Below are 20,182 nucleotides of genomic sequence, written 5' to 3'. Positions count from 1 at the left end.
GCCCGGACCTTGACCGCCCGAAATATCCCTAAAAATCCCGAAATCCTATTCATGCTCAGCGGCCGCCGGACGCCGGCGCGACGAGCACACACCCCTCGACAGAAAGGAGGCACGCGCGGATGACGATCCGGCGCACCTGGTGGGCCTGGGGGTTCCTCGCCGCACCGCTCCTCGCGTACGGGATCACTGTCGTGTGGCCGGCGCTGTACTCCTTCGCCCACGGCTTCACCGACTGGCACGCGGTCGGCGGCGGTGACTTCGTCGGGCTGGACCAGTTCCGCCGGATGGCCGCGGACCCGAGCTTTCTACGCGCGCTGCGGAACACGCTGATCTGGACGGTGGCGGCCGTGGTGGTGCCCACCACGGTGGGTCTCGCGCTCGCACTGGCGTTGAACCGCATCACGCGGTTCGCCAAGCTGATCAAATCGTTCTTCTTCCTGCCGCTCGCGCTGTCCCTCGTGGTGGTCGGCCAGATCTGGTTCTGGATCTACCGGCCCGAGGACGGCCTGCTCAACATCGTGCTCAACGCGCTGGGGCTGGGGTCGTGGGGACACGCCTGGCTGTCCGACCCGAACACGGCCCTGTGGGCGGTGATGGTGGCCTGGGGCTGGCAGCAGGTGACCCTGGCCATGGTCATCTTCCTGGCCGGTCTCACCGGGGTCTCGCGTGACCTGACCGAGGCGGCGCAGGTGGACGGCGCCGGCGCCTGGCAGCGGCTGCGCGCGGTCGTGCTGCCCGCCCTGCGGCCGTCGTTCGTCGTGGTCACCTCGCTCAGCCTGATCAACGCGCTGAAGAGCTTCGACATCGTGTACGTCATGACCGGCGGTGGACCGTTCCGGCAGACCGAGACGCTCGCCGTGCTCGCCTACCGCGTGTCGTTCAAGACCTACGACTTCGGCTACGGCAGCGCGGTGTCCATCGTCCTGTTCGTCGTCTCGATCGTGATCATCGGACTGTTCTTCGCCTGGAACTCGTGGAGGGACCGGCATGCCTGAGACCGTTCTGGCCGGCCGGGCCGCGATCCCGGCGGCGGCCGGCGCGCGGGAGCGCTCGTCGAAAGCGCCGCTGGTGGCGGCGCTGCTGGGGTTCGCGGTGCTGTTCCTCGTCCCCTGCCTGGGCGTGCTGTACACCTCGCTCAAATCGGACGCCGACATCGCCGCCAACGGCCTGTGGGCGCCCAGCGGCAACCTCACGCTGGACAACTACCTGCAGGCGTTCACGGTCGGCAGCACCGGGCGCTACCTGCTCAACTCGGTCCTCGTGACGGTGCCGGCGACGGCGATCTCGGTGGCGCTGGGCACCCTCGCCGGATACACGATCGCCGTGCTGCGGCCCCGGGGCGGGGAACTCATCGGGTTCTTCCTGCTCGCCGGGCTGTTCGTGCCGCCGCAGATCCTGCTGATCCCGCTGTTCCAGGGGTTCAACGCGACCGGCCTGTACGACACCCTGTGGCCGATGATCATCGTGCACTCCGGCTACGGGATCTCCCTGTGCACGCTGGTCATGCGTAATTTCTTCCGCAGCCTGCCGATGGAGCTGCGAGCGGCCGGCCTGGTGGACGGTGCCAGTGAGCCGCGCATCCTGGCCTCCATCGTGCTGCCGATGACCCGGCCCGCCCTGGCGGCCCTCGCCACGCTCCAGTTCACCTTCATCTGGAACGACTTCCTCTACCCGCTGGTCTTCACCCGTTCGGACACCATGCGCACGGTGATGGTCGGCATCCTGCAGCAGCAGGGCCAGTTCTCCGTCGCGTACGGCGTGCAGGCGGCCATGGCCGTGCTCGCCAGCCTTCCCACAGTCGCGATCTTCATCGCCTTCCAGAAGCACTTCATCGCCGGTCTCACGGCCGGGGCGGTCAAGGGCTAGACAAAGATTCAGGAGTTCCAGTGATCCGCGTAGGCATCATCGGCTGCGGCCGCATCTCCGACCTGCACGCCCAGGCGTACCTGGAGCACCCCGAGGCGGTGATCACGGCCGTCTGCGACCCCGTGGCGGACAACCGCGACACCCGCGGGGCGGCCTGGGGAGTGGCCGAGCAGGACCGGCACGCCGACTACCGCGAACTTCTGGCCCGGGACGACGTCGACATGGTGGAGATCCTCGTCCCCCACCACCTGCACGCCCGCGTGGCCCTCGACGCGATGGACGCCGGCAAGCACGTCTCGCTGCAGAAGCCGATGGCGACGAGCCTGGCCGACGCCGACGCGATGATCGCCCGGGCCGCCGAGCGCGGCGTCGTCTTCAAGGTGTTCGAGAACTTCGTCTTCTACCCGCCCATCCAGCGGGCCAAGGAGCTGATCGAGGCCGGCGAGATCGGCGAGGTACGGAGCATCCGGCTCAAGTCCAACCCGGGCTGGAGCCCCACCGCCTGGGAGGTGCCCGCCGCCGCCAGCGCCTGGCGGATCGATCCGGAGCAGTGCGGCGGCGGTCCGCTGGTCTTCGACGACGGGCACCACAAGTTCGCCATCGCCTGGCATTTCCTCGGCCTGGCCGACCGGGTCCACGCGTTCATCGGCAGCACGTACGACGGGCTGCTCGACGCGCCGTCCCTGGTGAGCTGGACGCATCCGGACGGCGCGGTCGGCTCGCTGGAGGTCGTCCACTCACCCGAGCTCAAGCTGGACACCGTGCACTACGCCCAGGACGACCGGGTGGAGATCACCGGAACCCGCGGCGTCATCTGGGTCACGCGTGGCCACGGCAGGATGCTCGACGTCGCCCCGGTCGTCCTGCACCGCGACGGCGTCACCACCAAGTACGACGACATGCCGACCGGCTGGGAGACGAGCTTCGTCCGCTCCGGGCGGCACTTCGTGGACGCCCTACTCAACGGCACCCCGCCCGCGCTCACCGGTGAGCAGGGCCGGGAGGTGCTGGCCTTCGCGCTCGCGGCGCAGGAGTCGGCCCGCACCGGCCGGGCGGCCGCCCCGGCGGTGACCGGCCGATGAGTTCCCTGGCGGAGCTGGCCGACGCGCCGCTCGACCTGCTGGTGGTCGGCGGCGGAGTGACGGGCTGCGGCGCCGCGCTCGACGCCGCCTCCCGGGGGCTGCGGGTCGGGCTCGTGGAGCAGGGGGACCTCGGCTCCGGCACGTCCAGCCGGTCCAGCCGCCTGGTCCACGGCGGGCTGCGCTACCTGGAACAGTTCCAGTTCGGGCTGGTCAGAGAGGCGTTGCGGGAGCGCCGGCTGCTGCTGGAACGGATCGCGCCGCATCTGGTCCGGCCGGTGCCGTTCCTCTGCCCGCTGACCCGGCCCGCGTGGGAGCGGGCGTACATGGGCGCCGGACTGGCGCTCTACGACGCCCTGGCCGGCGCCTCCGGCGTGCCCCGGCACCGGCACCTCGGCCGGGCCTCCACCCTCGCCCAAGCCCCCGCCCTCCACCCTGGCCGCGTGACCGGCGCGATCCGCTACTTCGACGCGCAGGTGGACGACGCCCGGCTCACCGTGGCATTGGCCCGCACCGCCGAACGGCACGGCGCGCTGATCGTGCCGGGGGCCCGGGTGGACGCGGTCCGCACCGAAGGAGACCGGCCGCTCGTCGAGGTGGCCGACGCCGAGACGGGCGAGCAGGTACGGCTCCGCCCGCGCCGGGTGCTTTTCGCGGTCGGCCCGTGGACCGGCCTGGCCGGGGAACGGTTCGGCCTCTCCGGCGGGCTGAGAGTGGCCATGTCCAAGGGCGTGCACCTGGTCGTCGACCGGTCCGCCATCGAGACCTCCACCGCGGTGATCGGCCGTACGCCGAACAGCGTGCTGTTCCTGATCCCCTGGGGCGACCGGGTCATCGTCGGCACGACCGACACCCCCTGGCCGGCCGCGCCCGGCGAGGTGGCCGCCACCTCCGCCGACGTCGACTACCTGATCGGCCAGGCCAACCGGCTGCTCGCGCGCCCGATCGGGCGGGCCGACGTGATCAGCACGTACGCCGGGGTCCGGCCGCTGGTGAGCGCGAAGTCGGCGGGCTCCACCGCGTCCATCAGCAGGGAACACGTCGTCGTCCGGCAGGCGCCCGGCGTGTTCGCCGTGGCCGGCGGGAAGCTCACCACCTACCGGGTCATGGCCGCCGACGCCGTGGACGCCGCGTTCCAGGGCGAGGAGATCGCGCCCTCGCAGACTCACCGCCTTCCGCTGCTCGGCGCGGCCTGGTATGCCGCCACCCGCGCCGGCGCCGAACGGCTGGCCGAGCGCAGCGGACTCGACTCGGCCGCGATCGGCCGCCTCCTGCGCCGGTACGGCGACGAGACCGAGGACCTGCTCGACCAGGCCCGTGCCGTACCCGGCCTGCTGGAGCCGCTGGCCGGCGCGCCGCGCCACCTGCGCGCCGAGGTCGTGTGGGCGGCACGGCACGAGAAGGCCCGCCACCTCGCGGACGTGCTGGTCCGGCGGCTGCGCGTGGCGACGGAGACGCCCGACCGGGGCGAGACCGCCGCCGCGGACGCCGCCGCCCTGATGGCGGCCGAACTCGGCTGGTCCGGCGAACGCGTCAGCGCCGAGGTCGACGACTACCTGCGGCAGGTGCGCGCCGAGCGGGAGGCGCTGGCCGTCTCGGACGACCGGGAGGCCGCGTCCCTGATGGCCGACCTGTCCCGGCAGGCCGTACGTGAGTCGGGACATGAGTAGAGGCGCGCTGGTCGGCGCCATCGACCAGGGCACGACCAGCACCCGCTTCCTCGTGTACGACGAGCGCGGCACGGTGGTCGCCCACGCCCAGGCCGAGCACGGCCAGCGCCACCCCCGGCCCGGCTGGACGGAGCAGGACCCCGAGGAGATCCTGCTCCGGACCCGCGCGGTGATCGACCAGGCGCTGCGGGAGGCCCGGCTCGCCGTCACCGACCTGGCGGCCGTCGGGCTGACCAACCAGCGGGAGACCACGCTCGCCTGGGACCGCGCGTCGGGGAAGGCGCTCAGCCCCGCCGTGGTCTGGCACGACACCCGTACGGCCGAGCTCGTCGCCCGAGCCCACGCCACCGGACGGGAGGCGGAGGTCGTCCACCGCACCGGCCTGCCGTTCGCCACCTACTTCTCCGCCGTGAAGATGCGCTGGCTGATCGACGAGGTGGACGGCCTGCGGGCGGCGGCCGAGAGCGGGTCGGCGGCGCTGGGCACGATCGACTCCTGGCTGCTGCGCCACCTGCTCGACGCCCCCGTGCACCTCACCGACCCGACCAACGCGAGCCGCACCCAGCTCGCCGGTCTGGAGACCTCGGCATGGGATCCCGAGCTCCTGGAGCTGTTCGGCGTCCCGGCCGCCGCACTGGCCGAGATCACGATCGATCCCGGTGCCGCGGCCGGCCCTGGCGGCCTGCCGATCCGGGCCGTGCTCGGCGACCAGCACGCGGCGCTGCTCGGGCACGGCTGCGTACGGCCGGGCGAGGCCAAGAACACCTACGGCACCGGCAGCTTCCTGCTGATGAACACCGGGGAGCGGCCGGGCTCGGCCACCGGCCTGCTCGGCACCCTCGGATACGACCTGGGCCGGCACGGGCGGACGTACGCCATCGAGGGCGCGGTGCCCGTGGCCGGGTCGCTGATCCGGTGGCTGCGTGACAGCCTCGGCGTCATCGGCGACCTGGAGGAGGCGAGCACGCTCGCCGACACCGTGGCCTCCACGGAGGGGGTCTACCTGGTCCCCGCGTTCTCCGGGCTGTTCAGCCCGCACTGGCGCGCCGACGCCCGGGGCGTGCTGGTCGGGCTGACCGCGGCCATCGGCCGCGCCCACGTCGCCCGCGCCGCCCTGGAGGCGATCGCCCACCAGACCGCCGACGTGCTGGACGCGATGGACGTCGAGCCCGCCGCGCTCCGCGTGGACGGCGGGGTCACCCGCAGCGCCGTGTGCATGCAGGCGCAGGCCGACGTCCTCGGCCTGCCGGTCAGCCGGGCCGCGAGCCGGGAGAGCACCGCGCTCGGGGCCGCGTTCGCCGCCGGGCTGGCGGCCGGGGTGTGGGGCTCCACCGAGGAAGTGCGCGGCCTGGTCGGCACGGACGACGAATGGGAGCCCCGGTGGTCGGCGGACCGGCGGGAAAGCGAACGCCGCGCCTGGAAGGACGCCCTGTCCCGCTCGTTCGGCCTGGCCTGATCTGCGGGCAAGGAGCGGGAGGTCAGACAACGCGGCAGGCGACCATGGCGCCTTGACACACTCTGTCATCACTTGTGATCATCGCGGGTGGCCTCCCCCGCCCTCCACCAGAACCGGAACTTCCGGTGGCTGCTCGCCGCGGACGCGATCAGTCATACGGGCACCCAGATCACGCTGGTGGCACTGCCGCTGACCGCTGTCGTCGCGCTCCGGGCCGGTGCCCTGGACACCGGCCTGCTCAACGCCGCGCAGCAGGCCGCTTTCCTGCTGATCGGCCTGCCCGCAGGGGTATGGGTGGACCGGCTGCGCCGCCGTCCCATCCTGGTCGCCGCCGATCTTGCCAGGGCGGCGCTCCTGCTGACGCTCCCCGTCGCCTGGTGGCTGGGCCTGCTCACGCTGCCGCACCTGTACGTGGTGGCGTTCGGGCTGAGCGCGGCCACGGTGTTCTTCGACGTGGCCTACCGCAGTTTCCTGCCGACCCTGCTCGGCAAGGACCAGCTCATCGGAGGTAACGGCGCGATCGAGTCGGTAGCGGGGCTGTCGCGGGTCGCGGGGCCCGGCGTCGGCGGCTGGACCGTCCAACTGGTGGGCGGGCCCGTCGCGCTGCTGGCCGACGTGTTCAGCTATCTCGCCTCCGCGCTCTGTCTGCGCAAGATCGACGCGCGCGAGGCGCTGGAAGATCGTACGGCCGAACGCCGAGGGCTCTGGAGTGAGATCCGGGAGGGCCTGGCCTTCGTGCTGCGAGATCCCGCCCTGCGGGCCACCGCCACCAGCGCGGCCATCTCCAACTTCTGTACCTCGGCGATCGCCGTGCTGCAGGTGCTGTTCCTGATCCGCACGGTCGGCGTCAGCCCTGGTCTGTACGGCATGCTGCTCATGGCGGGTGCCGCGGGCGGTTTGCTGGGGGCTGTGACCTCGGGCCGTCTGGCCGGACGGATCGGTCAGGCCAGACTTGTCTGGCTGGCCCCGACCGTCTGCACCCCCTTCGCGCTGCTGATTCCACTCACCGGCGCGGGCTGGGGGCTGTCCTGGTTCGTCGTCGCCACCCTGATCACGGCGACGGGCGGGGTGCTCTACAACGTGGCCCAGGCGAGCTATCGGCAGGCGATCACCCCAGACCATCTGCTCGGCAGGGTGACGGCCTCGACCAGGTTCATCGCCTGGGGCGTGATGCCCTTCGGCGCCACCGCGGGCGGCCTGCTCGGCGAGCTGTACGGCACGCGCGGCGGCCTCTGGGGGCTGGTGCTGGCGCAGCTACTCAGCCTGGCGCCCCTGCTGCTGTCGCCGCTGCGCCGGATGCGGAACTTCTAAGGCTGCCGAATCTGTGTCTCACCAGCGAGGCCGGCCAGTCCAGGGGGCGGCTGAGTCCATGCGTCAGGTGGTCCCTGAACCTTTGCCTTCGGCATCCGGCACCGCAGGCGACAAGGGGGTAGGAAGCGGAATCGCACCCGTCCTGCCGGCCGTCGCGGGCCGGCGTGTCATCAGGTGGGGGAGCGAAACATGAAGCAGATTCAGACGATCCCGGAGACGTTCCTCGGCGTCGGGTACACAAGAGACCGAGCTGGGCTGCCACTTGAGGCGGTGCGTGTTCCGGTGCCGCAGCCGGCGGCCGACCAGGTTCTGATCCGCGTCGCCGCCTCGTCGCTCAACCCGCTGGAGTACAAGCTGGCCGACCTCAATTTCATGGGACGGACGCCCCCCGTCGTTCTCGGTCTTGACATGGCCGGCGTCGTGGTCGCGGTGGGCAATGGTGTGAGAGGCGTAGCCGTCGGCGACGCGGTGGCGGCCATGGCCGATTTGAACGGTGATGGCGGCTGGGTCGCAACAGGCGGCAGCGGAGGGGAAGGCGGCTATGCCGTCGCACGCCAATTCCTCACCGTCCCCAAGCCGCCCTCCCTGAGCTTCCGCGACGCGGCGGCGCTTCCGATGTGCTTCCTGTCCGCTTTCATAGGCCTTTACCAGGCCGTCCGGGCCGGTGACACGGTCTATATCCCGGGCGGTGGGGGCGGCGTCGGGCATCTCGCCGTACAGATGGCGGCGCGTGCCCTGGGGGCCGGACCAGTCATCAGCAGCGGCAGCACGCCCCAATCGATGGCGCTGTCCCGGCAGTCCGGCGCCCATCACGTTTTCAATTACAAGCGCGACGACATCGCCACCGAAATCGCGAAGCTGACCAGCGGGCGGGGCGTTGACCTCGTCTTTGACGCCACCTACAGCGAGCAGAGCTTCGCCGAGACCGCGAAGACCGTCCGGCGGGGCGGCAGCTGGATCGTGCTGGGCGTCGGCCCCGGCAAGACGACACGCCTGGTCGAAACGCGCAGCCCGGTGGATGCCATCCTGGCCGAGCGGGGCGCCGAGCATGTCAACGTCAACCTGCTGCGCTACTTCTCCGAACCCGCCACGCTCGACAGCGAGGCGCGCGCCTTTCTCCACCGTGGGATGGCTCTGGCGATGGAGTGGGCGACGCAGGGACTTGTGGTCCCACACGTCAGCCAGACCATCGACAGCACCGTCGACGCGATCAACGCGGGACTGCAGTCGCTGAAGGCGGGCCGTGGCGTACCGGGCAAGGTGGCGGTGATCGTGGATCGCGACCTGGCCGCGCGGACGTGACGGGCGGTCGCGAACACCGACAGGAGAGCGGGCTGGTCAGAGCCCGGTGCGGTACGCCTCCAGGCGGTCGGCCAGTTCCTTCGGGTGGCCGAGCATCGGGCAGTGATCACCAGGCATTTCGTCCGGTTCGAACCCGAGACGCTCGGCGACGACCCCGCGCATGAACTCGGCTGGGAAGAAGCGGTCGTCGGCGGCCAGCAGGAACCTGGTCGGCACGTCCGGCCAGGAGGCCAGCGGCCACGGCTTGCCGAATGGGGTGGGCGCCTGGCGCCGCTGGTGCCCGGCTACGAACTCGGCGGCCAGGTCGGTCGGGGTGTCGTGCAGCACGAGGGACAAGGCGTCCTCCTCCGTGCCACCCGCGACGCCGCGACGCCGATCGGCTTCCTCCCGTGCCGCCCCGTAGCCGGTGTTGCCCCACCATTCGCCCGGCGATTCGCCGGGGGCCGGGATCTGAGCCTGGAGCATCACGAGCAGGTCGACCGGCACCCGGTCACACACCAGCGAGCCGGTGAACCCACCGAACGAGTGGGCGACGACGACCAGGCCGGTGCGGCCGCCGATCGCCTCGACCACCGTGTCCGCGTACTCCGCGAGCCCGGCCGAATCGTCATCACACGGCAGGTCCGGTGCCACCACGTCGTGACCCCGGTCTCGCAGTTCGGCGGAGAGCGGTCCCCAATACCAGGAATCGACTGCCGCAGCGTGGACCAATACGTAGGTCGCCATCGGACAGGATCCTCCCGGGTTGTCGATCTGTTCGTCCAGCCGGGGCGGGGAGCCGGGCTGCCGGACAACGGCTACGACCACCGCGTTGTGTGAAGACAGGAGATCATGCGGTGATCACAGGCCCCAGCCTAAACCTTGCCGCCCGCCGCACCTGGCTGGAAACGATCAACGGCGCTTGCCTCGGCTGGGGATACTCGACCTAGGTCCAAGGACGGATGAACGCTCGATCCATGGGGCGAGGTGTGGGGTGATGTCCCGGATCTAGCGTGTGTCCATAACGTTCCTGGTGACTGGAGCGACCGGCCGTCGTCGGCGTACACCTGATCACGGTGGGCGGCGACGACTACGCGGCACTGCGGACCGATCCCATCGGTCCCGGGCCCAGCGCCTGGACGCCTGATCGCCCGAACCCCGGTGGTCGCCGGCACCAAGGCGAACCTTGCTCCATCACTGTAAGGACACTTATGAAGCTCGAGATATACGCCGATGTGCTGTGCCCCTGGTGCTACATCGGCAAAAGACGCCTGACGGCCGCACTGGCCGAGCACACCGGTCGTGACCGCGTCGAGGTCGTCTGGCGCGGCTACGAACTCGCGCCGGAGGAAGGCCGGATCCCCGGCCCGACCGCCGCAGAGGCCATGGCCGGCTGGTGGGGCGAGCAGGCGCCCGCCCGCATCGCCCGGATCCGGTCGCTGGGCGCGGCGGAAGGCCTGGAGCTGAACCTGCATCTGGCGCGCCCGGTGAACACCTTCGACGCGCACCGGCTGGTCAAGCTGGCCGCCGACCGCGGCCGAGCCGACCAGATGATGGAGTTGCTGTTGTACGGCTACCACACCGAGGGGCTCAATGTCGCCGATGCGCAGGTCCTGCGGCGCCTGGGCGGCGAGGCCGGGCTGGACGGCGATGAGGTACGCGCCGTCCTGGCCGGTGACGACTACGCCGGACAGGTACGCGCCGACCGGCGCCGCGCGGCCGAGCACGGCGTCACCGGCGTACCCAGCCTGGTGATCGGCGGCCGGTCGCCGGTCTCCGGGGTCCAGCCCGTCGCCGACCTGCAAGAACTGCTGAGGCACGGTCCGACCGGCTCACACAGCGACTTGACCACGGGATCCCACCCGTAATTCCAGGTGTGCGCGTCCCAGTGAGCTCGGGCATCGCATGGCATGGGAGCACGCCCACCGACGGTCGAGCCCGTGTCGTACGGGTCAGAAGATCTTGCCGATGACTCCGGACTTCCTGAGGACGAGCGTTCCGATCACCACGTAGACGACTGGAACGATCCAGTGCCCGTAGCGTTCGATGACCTCGACGACCTTCTTGTGGGAGCTGAGCCAGGACCCGGCCAGGCACCACACGGCCAGCGCGACGAAGAACGCGATGATCGTCACCACGCTGGCACCCGTACCGATGGTGTGGAACACCGGCGTGTAGACGGAGATGTTGTCGCCGCCGTTGGCGATCGTCACGCTCGCCACCGAGAGCGCGCCGCCCGAAACGGCCATCGATGCGTGCTCACCGCTGTTGCGGGCGCGGATCGTCGCGATGAGGCCGCGGAGTCCCAGGGCGAAGGGGACCAGTCCGAGCAGACCGACCCAGCCGTCGGCGATGACCGCCAGGCCGAGCGCCGCGATCATGGACAGTGCCACCAGTATCGCGATCCCGCAGTATTGCCCGACCCAGATCTGCCACGCCTTGGGGGCGCCGGCGGCTCGCAGGGACAGGAACAGCACCGTGAGCACGATGAGATCGTCCACGTTGGTGCCGGCCCACATCCCGGCCGCCGTCGCGAGGGTGCCTACAATTCCGCCCATGCTCGGCATATCTATCCGTCCGGGCCGCGACCGGGTTCAATCTGGATCTAAGGGTGGTTACATATTCCGGAAAGGTCGGCCCGAACCGGGAGAAATCGAACTCAGAACGTGGGGTTCGAACCCACGAGGAGCGTCAAGCCCTATCGGTTTTCAAGAGCACTACGACTGAGGCTGAGCAAGCGCATGACGTCAGGGACACGGTAGAGGGCTCGGTCTCCGAGCGGACCATCCGGCTCCACGTGAGTCGTCGGCGGTGGTCACGTGGTGAGCGCGGATCGGTGTCAATGCTTGTCGGCGATAGTTGCGATGGCCCGTAGCCCCGCCACCACCTCGGACGCGGAGGGAGCCTGCTCAGGGTCGGTGAGCCACTGCACCATCACTCCCGAGAACAGAGCCATCTGCACCGCTCCCAGCGATCGTACGGAACCCTCCGCCAGAGCGCTCTCCTCGACTCCCAGCAGGATTGCCGCCAGCCCGCGACGACCTTCGGCCTGAGCACCGGCGAGATAGCGACGCAGCTCGGGCGAGTGCTCAGACTGCAGTAGCGCCTCGATCGTGGCGATCCACAGATTCCGGTGGGTACTGAACGACTCGGTGATCCCCGTCCACATGGCCTCGTACTGTTCCCCGGAGGTGTTCCCGGCGTAGTTGGCAAGCGTGCGCCCCATCTCCGAGCTCCACTCGTCGATCGCCTCGATGAGCGCCGTGTTCAGCAGCGCCTCCCGCGATCCGAAGTGGTAGCCGATGGCCGCCATGCTGACCCCGCCGGAGGCCGCGGCGATGTCGCGGACCGTGGTCCGTGCCCACCCCTTCTCCTCCAGACAACGACGGGCACCGGCGATGAGATCCTCGCGATTTCCCATGCCACGGATGGTAGCGGACGCGTCAGGCAAAAGCCTTAGACGCTCGCCTTAGGCATACGCATTGCGCAAATGCCCAAATTCCGGTTATGGTCATCCCACCCCAAGAACGGAGAAGAACATGACCGCCACCCGGGCCGAACTCGTCATCGACGGCCGCCGACTTTCCTACCTCGACTTCGGCGGCACCGGCCGCCCCCTGCTTGCCCTCCACGGCCACATGTCGGAGGCGGCGAGCTTCGCCGACCTGGCCGCCGAGCTGTCCCCCGAGTGGCGTCTCATCGCCCTCGACCAGCGAGGACACGGCCACTCCGAGCGCGCCGCCGACTACTCCCGGGCCGGGTACATCACCGACGCCGTAGCCCTCCTGGACCACCTGGGCCTCGACCAGGTCGTCGTTCTCGGCCATTCGCTCGGCGCCATCAACGCCTACCAGCTCGCCGCCCACCACCCCGAGCGGGTCAGCGCATTCATCAACGCCGACGGCGCGGCCTCCCTGGGCCTCGACGGCCACAACCCGCTGGCCTTCGTCCTGGGCCTGCCCTACGAGGCCCCCAGCCGCCAGGCGCTGATCGACGGCATGGGCCCGATGGCCTCCTTCTTCGACAAGCTCCCTCGCGAACGCCCCGACGGCACCTGGAGCCTGCCCTTCCACCCGCAAGACATCGTCGACTCGGAGGACCTCGTCCACGGCGACCACTGGGCCGACTGGCTGGCCAGCACCTGCCCCGCCCTCCTGATCCACCCCACCCAGGGCGTCATCCCCGCCGACCAGGCCCAGGCCATGGTCGACCGCCGCCCCAACACCCGCAAAGTCGAACTGAACACTGACCACTTCGTATACGCCAACGACCCCAACGGCTTCGCCAAGGCCGTCAACGAGTTCCTCGCCGAACTCTAGGCTGACGCCTGTCCACCGCCGGACGACAGAGGTCGGAGGAGGATCGTGCGAGGAGGAAGGCCACGAAGCCGCTGACGTCGTCGCTGCGTTTGACGATCTCCAGGGTGAGCTGGACATGCTTTTTGGCCCAGGTGATGAGCGTGCCCGCGTAGGCGCTGTCGGCCCAGATCAGCGAGATCTTCTCGTATCAGTCGATAGGGATATAGTCGTCCAAGTCACGTAACGCGAGGAGGTGAGCCCGATGACCACGAACCACCCTGTCCGGGCACTCCTGGCCGCTGCGTCTGTCTGACCGGCACTCAGGAGCGCCCGCCCGTCGAGCACTCCTGAACGAAGGAACAATGACAGCAAAGCCCTTTCAGATCTCCGTATCCGATGACGTTCTGAACGACCTGCGTACGCGCCTCGCCCGCACCCTCTTCACGGCGGCGTCAGACACCACCTACTGGGCCGCCGGGACCGATCCCGGCTACCTGCGCGAGCTCGTCACCTACTGGGCAGACGGATTCGACTGGCGCGCGGCCGAGACGGCGCTCAACGCCTACCCGCACCACATCGCCGAGATCGCCGGACAGCAGGTGCACTTCGTGCACCTGCGCGGCAGAGGCGCCGAAGGCGCGCCCGCGCCGTTGCCGCTGATCCTGACCCACGGCTGGCCAAGCAGCTTCGTGGAGATGCTGCGAGTCGCCGAGCTGCTGGCCGACCCGGCCGGCCACGGCGGTGATCCCGCTGACGCATTCGACGTGGTCATTCCCTCGCTGCCCGGTTTCCTGTACTCCGAGCTGCCGCAGGGGCCGTTCACCCGCAGGGGTGTCGCCGAGACCTGGCACACGCTCATGACCGAGACCCTCGGCTACCCGCGCTTCGGGGCCTTCGGCGGTGACATCGGGGGCGGGGTGACGCAGTGGCTCGGCGCCCTCTACCCGGGCGAGGTCGCCGGCGTCCACATCACCTCCGCAGTGATCACGACCGACTTCCGGGAGCAGCCGCCGACCGCCGAGGAGGCGGCATACCTCGAAGCCCTCAGCGCGTACGACGCCACGGACCGGGGCTACAGCGAGATCATGTGCACCCGGCCGGACACGATCGCCGCCGCCCTGGCGGACTCCCCGGCGGGACTCGTCGCATGGATCATCGACAAGTACCGCGACTGGAGCGACTGCGGCGGCGACCTGGAGACCCGCTGGGACAAGGACACCCTGCTGACGGTCGCGACCCTCTACTGGGCCACCGGCACCATCGGCTCATCCTTCCGGCAGTACTACGACTACCCCCAGAACAGACCGGTCCCGACCATCACGGTGCCCAGCGCGGTGACGCTGAGCAACGAACCGGCCTACGCGAACATCCCCCGGAGCCTCACCGAACGTCTCTGCACCGACCTGCGCCACTGGAGCACCCCGGAACGGGGAGGACACTTCATGGCTCATGAGGAACCCGAACAGGTCGCCGACGAGCTGCGCGCCTTCTTCCGGCCCCTCAGGTCCGGAAGCTGACGTCCGTCCCCCCGCGGCCACCGGCCGCGGGGGGACTCGCGGGACGTGGCCGGCGTGGCGGGAGTCACCGGAAGCGCTCTTCTCTGAGCCGGATGTCCGACTTGACCGATGCTCTCGCGACCGTGCCACCTTGACCTTTCAATTGCCCTTCACAGCGGGGCCGGTCCACCTGGTGTGCCGGCGATCTGGGTGACGAGGAAGTCGAGCCGCTCCGCTTGGCCGTCCGGGGGGATGCGGCCGCTGTCCGACAGGGCGGCTATGCCGTGCAACGCGCTCCAGGTGACTTCGGCGAACAGTTCGCGTCGCAGATTGTCCGAGCGGAAGCAGCTCACGAACTCGGCGAAAGCGGCGCGCAGTGGGGGCGGCGTCTCAGCGTGCGCGAACTTCACATCGGTCGGCAGGACGAACATGGCCTGGTAGAGGGCGGGCTGCTCGGCCGCGAACTCCAGGTAGGCGCGGCAGACGGCGTGCAGTGCCTCAGGCGGCTCGGGGGTGGCCAGCCGGGCACGGCGCAGGCGGGCCCCGAGTTCACCGAAGCCTTCGATGGCAACGGCGCGCAGGATGGCGCCCTTCCCGTTGAAGTGGCTGTAGAGCACGGGCTGGCTGTACTCGACCCGCTCAGCCAGCCTTCGCGTGGTCACGGCCTCCCACCCTTCGGCCTCGGCCAGTTCGCGGGCGGCCGTGATGATCAGCTGATGGCGTTGGGCGCGTTCACGTTCGCGGCGTTTGGCGATGGCGGACATGACATCACCCTAGCAGCGCTAGACATTATGTCTACGATAGGTATATCGTCGCTCCCATAACTAGCGCCGCTAGAGATGGGCGCTTTTATGGAGGGGACAACTCATGCTCAGCACCATCGCCACTGTGCTCGCCGGACTGATCGGCGCAGGCAGCATCTTCATGGGTGCCAGCGCCTTCTGGGCACCGCAGAACGCGGTCGGCTTCGGCATCCCCGACACGCCGACCGAGGACCGGAGCTTCCACGCCTGGCTGTCCGTCAAGGGCGTGCGCGACATCGCCTCAGGGCTTTTCATCTTCATCGTGCTGATCGGCGGGACAACCCACCTGCTGGGCTGGTTCTTGCTGGCCGCCGGCCTCATACCCGTCGGCGACGCGGTGATCGTGCTGCGCAGCAACGGGCCCAAGGCGGCCGCCTACGGCATCCACGGCGCTACTGCGGTGGTGATGCTGGCGATCGGCGCGCTCCTGCTCATCGCGTAACCACTCGTCAAGCCGCCCTGGCCGGGTATTCAGCCCGGTCCACTGACGGATCGGTGAGTCCGGGGCAACGTTGGTCTTCGGCTCGGCGCGGGCGTTGCGCCAGCGGACGTAGGCGCGGACTGCGGCGTTCTACTCGCCGTGGCCGCGGTGGTCGGTGCCGTCGAACGCGCAGAGCCGCAAACTCCGATTCCTGGCCGACCTGCGGAAACGCGCCGTGATCCATCCCAGATATATCCCGGGAACAGCGGCCGCGTGCTGCTCAGGATGGCGTACGGCTGCACAAGGGCGGAAACGATCAACGGCGTCCGACCGTAGCGAAACCGCTGGTCAGACGCCGTTTTCGGAGGTGGGAGCGGAGAGCGTGGGATTCGAACCCACGAGGAGCGTCAAGCCCCTAGCGGATTTCAAGAGCGCTACGTATTTGGCCGCCAAACCCCTCTGACCTGCACATGTGCGTCGAGTAAGGGCGCGCCTCTCATAGATCATCCCGTACATATCCCGCAGACGTCCGCCATGGCTTGCCGGTGCCCGGCCCCGACGAAGGAGGGGTGGGGCGTCGATCGCCCCAGCTCCGCACGGCGCGTACCGAAGCCGGCGATCGCCACGGCCTCCGCCGACGGTCGAGAACTTCTGTTTACAAGGAGTAATCGAGTCGTCCACGAGCGTCCACGGACGACGCGGGGACCCGTTCAGGAGGGATGTCCTGCCTCCGGGATTTCATCCTCTCCCACAGTCGTCCAGGACCGTTGTTAGCACCGGCGTTAGCAAGGTCAGCGGTCATCCTGCACCCGGACGGCGATCAGCCACGGTATCTCGATGCCAAGTGGACCCGGACCGCAGGGCCACCAGGCCCCACTCGCAAACACGGCGTCCACTTATTCCAAGCCCTCGTCGAACTCGCCGAGAGACGCCCCTGGCTGCCCGGAACCGCCCAGCCACTCGCACTCCCGGACCGTCTCCGCGACGTCACCCAAGGTGACATCCGCCCGCAGTCGCGTGGCATCGCGCACACCCAGCCGGAAGACCTATCCAGCTACATCTGATCAACATGCCGGAACTGAACATTGCGAATCAACGCCGGAACCCTGGCGAACTCGGGATTTACGGATAAATCGAAAGCGTTAAAAAGGTCACCCGAAAAGCGAGATGCCGCTGGGGGATATCATCTTTACCCTACCAAGATCGCCGTAAACTCGCGACCTTTGATTTCGTTTTGTTTTGCGACGCCCACACATTTCTTGTCACATTGTGTCACGGTCGATAGCAAAGAACGGTATTGCATGACTAGCCGCCTCTAGTTAGTCTGGACATTGCATGACCACAAAGAGCGGTCTTCTGATTAGGAGAGGGTAATTTGATTAGTTTTATCGAGCGCGTGGCCGACCGCGTCATCAGTCGATTCGTGCCGCACGTGGAGGCCAAGGCGGCACCGGCGTCCGGAAAGTGCTGTTATGACGAAGATCCCACGTACGACATTCGTACTGGTTGCATGATCATCTATACGAGGTGCGAAGACTGCACGAACGGCACACTCATCAGCAAGACTGTGAAAGCGAGGATGTGCCCCTAAAGCGCTTTGAAGTCGCTGTGGATGCGCTCGGCGCTCTGCTTTCCGATTGGCATCCACAGCGACTTCTTTCGTTTCCATCCGGACAGGGTTTGAGCACCCGAGACGATTCCCCTGCAGGTATACAAGCTGGAACCGGCAGATCCCTTGGAGCCCATATGCCTTATTTGATAGCGTCACATATCCTCATTGGCGGCCTCTGCCTGATAGAGCTGTTGCTTATAATTGGAATGATCCGCCGCCTTCGGCAGCATACCGAACAGTTGCGCCAGGTTTCCAATCCTGTGCTCGGGATCGGGCTCGGAGAAACACCGGCGGAGTTCCAGGCGGAAACCGTTTCCGGCGAGAGGCTAAACCGTGAATCGGTTCGGGACGCCGTGGTTGGTTTCCTTTCTCCGACCTGCGAGCCCTGTATGAGCGCTCTTCCCGATTTTGTATCCTATGCGGCGGAGGCGGGGAATGCGGTTGCCGTCGTAATTGCCGTTGAGGACGAAGACTGCGGGGACATCGTCGCGGAACTGGAGCCGGTGGCCAAAGTGGTGGTGGCTCAACGCGAGGCTTCCATGCCCCTCGCCTTCAAGGTGAAAGGGACTCCCACTTTCGTGGCAATGAAAGCGGGGAAGGTGGCCGTCGGCGCCAACGACGTCCAGTCTCTACGCGCCACCGTCCATGCGTAGTGGAATGAAGGCGGCACGGTCCGCTGCGGGAATGGCATGGCGGGCGGGGACCGCTTCGAGCTCGCTGATCGTCCTGGTCACGCTCGTCTCGGCGGTCGTCCCCGTATCGGCGGCGTGGTTGACGAAGCTGATCTTAGACGGCATCGTGGAAGGTTCATCGGTCAGCGGTCTTATCGTCCTTGCCGTCGTGCTGGCCGTGCTGGGACTGCTGACGGCTGCGATGGGTGACTTCGCTCAGTACGCGAGGGGGAAGCTGGCTCGCGCGGTGGCAGCGCTTGCCCAGAACCGACTCTATGCCGCAGTGAATCGACTGCCGGGATTGGCTCGGTTCGAGAGTCCCGAGTTCCTGGACCGGTTGCGTCTGGCGCAGCAGGCCGGAGGGCAGGCGCCCAGCCAGGTCGTCGAGAATGGGCTGGCCATCGTAGCCGGCTTGATCACCGTGATCGGATTCTCTGGCTCGCTGTTCCTGCTGTCCCCGGTGATGGCGGGAATCGTGCTCGTAGCGGCTCTCCCGGCGTTGACGGCCGAGATCGCGCTGTCGCAGCGCCGAACCACGATGGCATTGCGGCTAAGCCCGACCGACCGCCGAGAATTCTTCTACAGCAGGTTGATGAGCGACGTTCAAGCCGCCATGGAGATACGGCTTCTGGGGATCAGTTCCTTTCTACACGGCCGGATGATGGCCGCACGACGGTACGCCGACGACGAGCGGACGAGCCTGGACCGCCGAGAGATGAGGGTCCAGCTCGTACTCGGCGTCATGGGGGCATCGGTCGTTGGCGGGGGACTGATCTGGGCGGTCGCCCAAGCGATCTACGGGCGTCTTACCGCTGGCGACGTCTCGATGTTCGTTGCAGCGGTCGTCGGAGTGCAAAGCGGGCTGGCCAGCCTGGTGAATCAAATTGCTGGAGTTCACCAGCAACTCTCGATGTTCGAATATTTCATGGAGATCGAATCCGGCAAGCCGGATCTTGTGCTCAGCAGCCGGAATGTCGCGCCTCTGAGTAGAGGAATTGAGTTCCGGGACGTTTGGTTCAGGTACTCGGATGAACATCCGTGGGCCCTTTCCGGTGTAAACCTGGCCATTCCGCATGGAGCGATGGTCGGCTTAGTGGGCCGGAACGGTTCGGGCAAGTCCACGTTGGTCAAACTACTCTGTCGTTTTTATGATCCCACTGAGGGCATCATAACTTGGGATGGAGTAGATCTGCGGGATCTCGACCTTGTCGATTTACGTAACCGATTAGGCGCCGTTTTTCAGGATTTTATGCGCTACGATCTCTCTGCCGCCGAGAACATAGGCATCGGCGACTTGAAGGCCGTTCGGAAGGAGATTGAAACAGCGGCGGTCAACGCCGGTGTCCATAACGAACTGATGGCCCTCCCCCGTGGTTATGAAACGTTGCTCACGCGGTTCTTCATCGATGGTATCGATGAAGACGACCCCGCTATCGGAGTCTCTCTGTCCGGCGGACAGTGGCAGCGGGTCGCGCTCGCCAGGGCCCTGCTGCGAGGGGATCGGGACCTGCTCATTCTCGATGAGCCCGGTTCAGGCCTGGACGCCGAGGCGGAACACGAAATCCACACTCGCCTTTCCTCTCATCGGAAAGGTCGGACAAGCGTACTAATATCGCACCGTCTTGGAGCCATGCGGGAAGCCGATGTGATCGCGGTGCTCGACGGCGGCCGGATCGCAGAGCTGGGCTCACATGCCGAACTGATATCACGGCAAGGTATCTATGCGCGCATGTTCTCCTTGCAGGCCTCAAGCTATCGAAAGGAGGCATCGGCATGAGAGGGGCGTTCTTCTTCGCCGCCATAGCGCTGGGGTTAGTCTGGGTCCGTCGCCGCATGCTGGTGGCTCAGGTCGTGGGAACAAGCATGATGCCGACCTATTTCGACGGCGATCGACTGCTAGCCGTAAGATGTGGTGCCGTGAGGGTCAGGCAGGTGGTGGTGGTTCGAAATCCTCACGTGCCTCGATCGTCACTCCTGGTGAAAAGAGTCGCAGCCGTCGCGGGCGGGCTCGTTCCCCCTGGTGTGGCGGGCAACGTCGTGCCGCCTGGCCATCTGGCGGTCCTCGGTGACAACCCGGATCAGAGCATGGACTCAAGGCAGCTGGGCTTCATACCTGTTCATCACGTGGTGGCCCGTGTGCTGCTTAGGATTTCCCATTGAACGGCCATCCCCTTCGGGGTGTCAGGGCCCCGGCGTTCCCGGGTTCTGATCTGGTATG

Annotated in this window: 18 protein-coding genes; 14 read left to right on the top strand and 4 right to left on the bottom strand. The window is 67.9% G+C overall.

From position 1 onward, the window contains the following. The first annotated feature begins 119 nt into the window (after window positions 1–119). From AWQ71_RS28165 to AWQ71_RS28135, 7 genes are all read left to right on the top strand, one after another. Entirely contained in the window at window positions 120–995 is an 876-nt protein-coding gene (locus AWQ71_RS28165) for a carbohydrate ABC transporter permease (RefSeq protein WP_067138382.1), read from the top strand. Beyond that, window positions 988–1,866 carry a carbohydrate ABC transporter permease gene (locus AWQ71_RS28160; RefSeq protein ID WP_157570618.1) on the top strand — a complete coding sequence of 293 codons (879 nt, stop codon included), beginning with the start codon at window positions 988–990 and terminating at the stop codon, window positions 1,864–1,866. The genes AWQ71_RS28165 and AWQ71_RS28160 overlap by 8 nt, the downstream gene beginning before the upstream one ends. Before the next feature lie 20 nt (window positions 1,867–1,886). After that, the gene (locus tag AWQ71_RS28155) at window positions 1,887–2,948 is read left to right on the top strand and encodes a Gfo/Idh/MocA family protein (RefSeq protein ID WP_067138380.1); all 1,062 of its coding nucleotides are present in this window, start codon (window positions 1,887–1,889) and stop codon (window positions 2,946–2,948) included. After that, window positions 2,945–4,615, top strand: coding sequence for a glycerol-3-phosphate dehydrogenase/oxidase (locus AWQ71_RS28150; protein ID WP_067138379.1), 1,671 nt, complete (start codon window positions 2,945–2,947; stop codon window positions 4,613–4,615). Before AWQ71_RS28155 ends, AWQ71_RS28150 begins: the two co-directional genes overlap by 4 nt. Beyond that, window positions 4,608–6,071 (top strand): FGGY family carbohydrate kinase, encoded by a 1,464-nt coding sequence (locus AWQ71_RS28145; protein WP_067138377.1) that lies wholly within the window; start codon window positions 4,608–4,610, stop codon window positions 6,069–6,071. The genes AWQ71_RS28150 and AWQ71_RS28145 overlap by 8 nt, the downstream gene beginning before the upstream one ends. Before the next feature lie 87 nt (window positions 6,072–6,158). After that, window positions 6,159–7,382 carry an MFS transporter gene (locus tag AWQ71_RS28140; protein ID WP_067138375.1) on the top strand — a complete coding sequence of 408 codons (1,224 nt, stop codon included), beginning with the start codon at window positions 6,159–6,161 and terminating at the stop codon, window positions 7,380–7,382. Window positions 7,383–7,571: 189 nt separating this feature from the next. Next, the gene (locus AWQ71_RS28135; protein WP_067138373.1) at window positions 7,572–8,684 is read left to right on the top strand and encodes a quinone oxidoreductase family protein; all 1,113 of its coding nucleotides are present in this window, start codon (window positions 7,572–7,574) and stop codon (window positions 8,682–8,684) included. A 36-nt stretch (window positions 8,685–8,720) separates the two neighbouring features. On the opposite strand, the gene AWQ71_RS28130 is transcribed toward AWQ71_RS28135, so the two are convergent. Then, entirely contained in the window at window positions 8,721–9,410 is a 690-nt protein-coding gene (locus tag AWQ71_RS28130) for an alpha/beta fold hydrolase (protein ID WP_067138371.1), read from the bottom strand. 464 nt (window positions 9,411–9,874) lie between these two features. Between AWQ71_RS28130 and AWQ71_RS28125 the strand changes: the two genes are divergently transcribed. After that, window positions 9,875–10,531, top strand: coding sequence for a DsbA family oxidoreductase (locus AWQ71_RS28125; protein ID WP_067138368.1), 657 nt, complete (start codon window positions 9,875–9,877; stop codon window positions 10,529–10,531). Between the two features lie 84 nt (window positions 10,532–10,615). Here the strand turns inward: AWQ71_RS28125 and AWQ71_RS28120 are convergent, their stop codons facing one another. Both AWQ71_RS28120 and AWQ71_RS28115 read right to left on the bottom strand, forming a co-directional pair. Continuing rightward, window positions 10,616–11,221, bottom strand: coding sequence for a cadmium resistance transporter (locus AWQ71_RS28120; protein ID WP_084259393.1), 606 nt, complete (start codon window positions 11,219–11,221; stop codon window positions 10,616–10,618). Between the two features lie 281 nt (window positions 11,222–11,502). Continuing rightward, complete coding sequence (locus AWQ71_RS28115) at window positions 11,503–12,084, bottom strand: TetR/AcrR family transcriptional regulator (protein ID WP_067138367.1); 582 nt, start codon at window positions 12,082–12,084, stop codon at window positions 11,503–11,505. Between the two features lie 118 nt (window positions 12,085–12,202). On the opposite strand from AWQ71_RS28115, the gene AWQ71_RS28110 reads away from it, so the two are divergent. Further along, entirely contained in the window at window positions 12,203–12,982 is a 780-nt protein-coding gene (locus tag AWQ71_RS28110) for an alpha/beta fold hydrolase (protein ID WP_067138366.1), read from the top strand. A 341-nt stretch (window positions 12,983–13,323) separates the two neighbouring features. Continuing rightward, entirely contained in the window at window positions 13,324–14,478 is a 1,155-nt protein-coding gene (locus AWQ71_RS28105; protein ID WP_067138365.1) for an epoxide hydrolase family protein, read from the top strand. A gap of 149 nt (window positions 14,479–14,627) precedes the next feature. On the opposite strand, the gene AWQ71_RS28100 is transcribed toward AWQ71_RS28105, so the two are convergent. After that, window positions 14,628–15,221, bottom strand: a complete 594-nt coding sequence (locus AWQ71_RS28100) for a TetR/AcrR family transcriptional regulator (RefSeq protein WP_067138362.1) — start codon at window positions 15,219–15,221, stop codon at window positions 14,628–14,630. Window positions 15,222–15,324: 103 nt separating this feature from the next. Between AWQ71_RS28100 and AWQ71_RS28095 the strand changes: the two genes are divergently transcribed. The 4 genes from AWQ71_RS28095 (at window position 15,325) to AWQ71_RS40650 (ending at window position 20,124) form a co-directional block, all read left to right on the top strand. Then, the gene (locus AWQ71_RS28095) at window positions 15,325–15,702 is read left to right on the top strand and encodes a DUF4267 domain-containing protein (protein WP_067138359.1); all 378 of its coding nucleotides are present in this window, start codon (window positions 15,325–15,327) and stop codon (window positions 15,700–15,702) included. A gap of 1,725 nt (window positions 15,703–17,427) precedes the next feature. Then, window positions 17,428–17,946, top strand: a complete 519-nt coding sequence (locus AWQ71_RS28090) for a TlpA family protein disulfide reductase (RefSeq protein ID WP_067138358.1) — start codon at window positions 17,428–17,430, stop codon at window positions 17,944–17,946. A 31-nt stretch (window positions 17,947–17,977) separates the two neighbouring features. Further along, window positions 17,978–19,741, top strand: coding sequence for an ABC transporter ATP-binding protein (locus AWQ71_RS28085; RefSeq protein WP_245658520.1), 1,764 nt, complete (start codon window positions 17,978–17,980; stop codon window positions 19,739–19,741). Then, entirely contained in the window at window positions 19,738–20,124 is a 387-nt protein-coding gene (locus AWQ71_RS40650) for a S26 family signal peptidase (RefSeq protein ID WP_084259382.1), read from the top strand. The genes AWQ71_RS28085 and AWQ71_RS40650 overlap by 4 nt, the downstream gene beginning before the upstream one ends. The last annotated feature ends 58 nt before the right edge of the window (window positions 20,125–20,182 follow it).

Origin of the sequence: Microtetraspora malaysiensis (genome assembly GCF_001528665.1) — a bacterium.
Classification (GTDB): Bacteria; Actinomycetota; Actinomycetes; order Streptosporangiales; family Streptosporangiaceae; genus Microtetraspora_A; species Microtetraspora_A malaysiensis.
The sequence above is the reverse complement of the archived record's forward strand: the minus strand, read 5'-3'. Positions and strand labels throughout refer to the sequence as shown.

What these genes read in the sequence shown, in the direction of transcription:
- AWQ71_RS28165 (WP_067138382.1), top strand. Translation starts at nt 120, where the DNA reads ATGACGATCCGGCGCACCTGGTGGGCCTGGGGGTTCCTCGCCGCACCG.
- AWQ71_RS28160 (WP_157570618.1), top strand. Translation starts at nt 988, where the DNA reads ATGCCTGAGACCGTTCTGGCCGGCCGGGCCGCGATCCCGGCGGCGGCC.
- AWQ71_RS28150 (WP_067138379.1), top strand. Translation starts at nt 2,945, where the DNA reads ATGAGTTCCCTGGCGGAGCTGGCCGACGCGCCGCTCGACCTGCTGGTG.
- AWQ71_RS28145 (WP_067138377.1), top strand. Translation starts at nt 4,608, where the DNA reads ATGAGTAGAGGCGCGCTGGTCGGCGCCATCGACCAGGGCACGACCAGC.
- AWQ71_RS28135 (WP_067138373.1), top strand. Translation starts at nt 7,572, where the DNA reads ATGAAGCAGATTCAGACGATCCCGGAGACGTTCCTCGGCGTCGGGTAC.
- AWQ71_RS28130 (WP_067138371.1), bottom strand. Translation starts at nt 9,410, where the DNA reads ATGGCGACCTACGTATTGGTCCACGCTGCGGCAGTCGATTCCTGGTAT.
- AWQ71_RS28125 (WP_067138368.1), top strand. Translation starts at nt 9,875, where the DNA reads ATGAAGCTCGAGATATACGCCGATGTGCTGTGCCCCTGGTGCTACATC.
- AWQ71_RS28120 (WP_084259393.1), bottom strand. Translation starts at nt 11,221, where the DNA reads ATGGGCGGAATTGTAGGCACCCTCGCGACGGCGGCCGGGATGTGGGCC.
- AWQ71_RS28115 (WP_067138367.1), bottom strand. Translation starts at nt 12,084, where the DNA reads ATGGGAAATCGCGAGGATCTCATCGCCGGTGCCCGTCGTTGTCTGGAG.
- AWQ71_RS28110 (WP_067138366.1), top strand. Translation starts at nt 12,203, where the DNA reads ATGACCGCCACCCGGGCCGAACTCGTCATCGACGGCCGCCGACTTTCC.
- AWQ71_RS28105 (WP_067138365.1), top strand. Translation starts at nt 13,324, where the DNA reads ATGACAGCAAAGCCCTTTCAGATCTCCGTATCCGATGACGTTCTGAAC.
- AWQ71_RS28100 (WP_067138362.1), bottom strand. Translation starts at nt 15,221, where the DNA reads ATGTCCGCCATCGCCAAACGCCGCGAACGTGAACGCGCCCAACGCCAT.
- AWQ71_RS28095 (WP_067138359.1), top strand. Translation starts at nt 15,325, where the DNA reads ATGCTCAGCACCATCGCCACTGTGCTCGCCGGACTGATCGGCGCAGGC.
- AWQ71_RS28090 (WP_067138358.1), top strand. Translation starts at nt 17,428, where the DNA reads ATGCCTTATTTGATAGCGTCACATATCCTCATTGGCGGCCTCTGCCTG.
- AWQ71_RS28085 (WP_245658520.1), top strand. Translation starts at nt 17,978, where the DNA reads ATGGCATGGCGGGCGGGGACCGCTTCGAGCTCGCTGATCGTCCTGGTC.
- AWQ71_RS40650 (WP_084259382.1), top strand. Translation starts at nt 19,738, where the DNA reads ATGAGAGGGGCGTTCTTCTTCGCCGCCATAGCGCTGGGGTTAGTCTGG.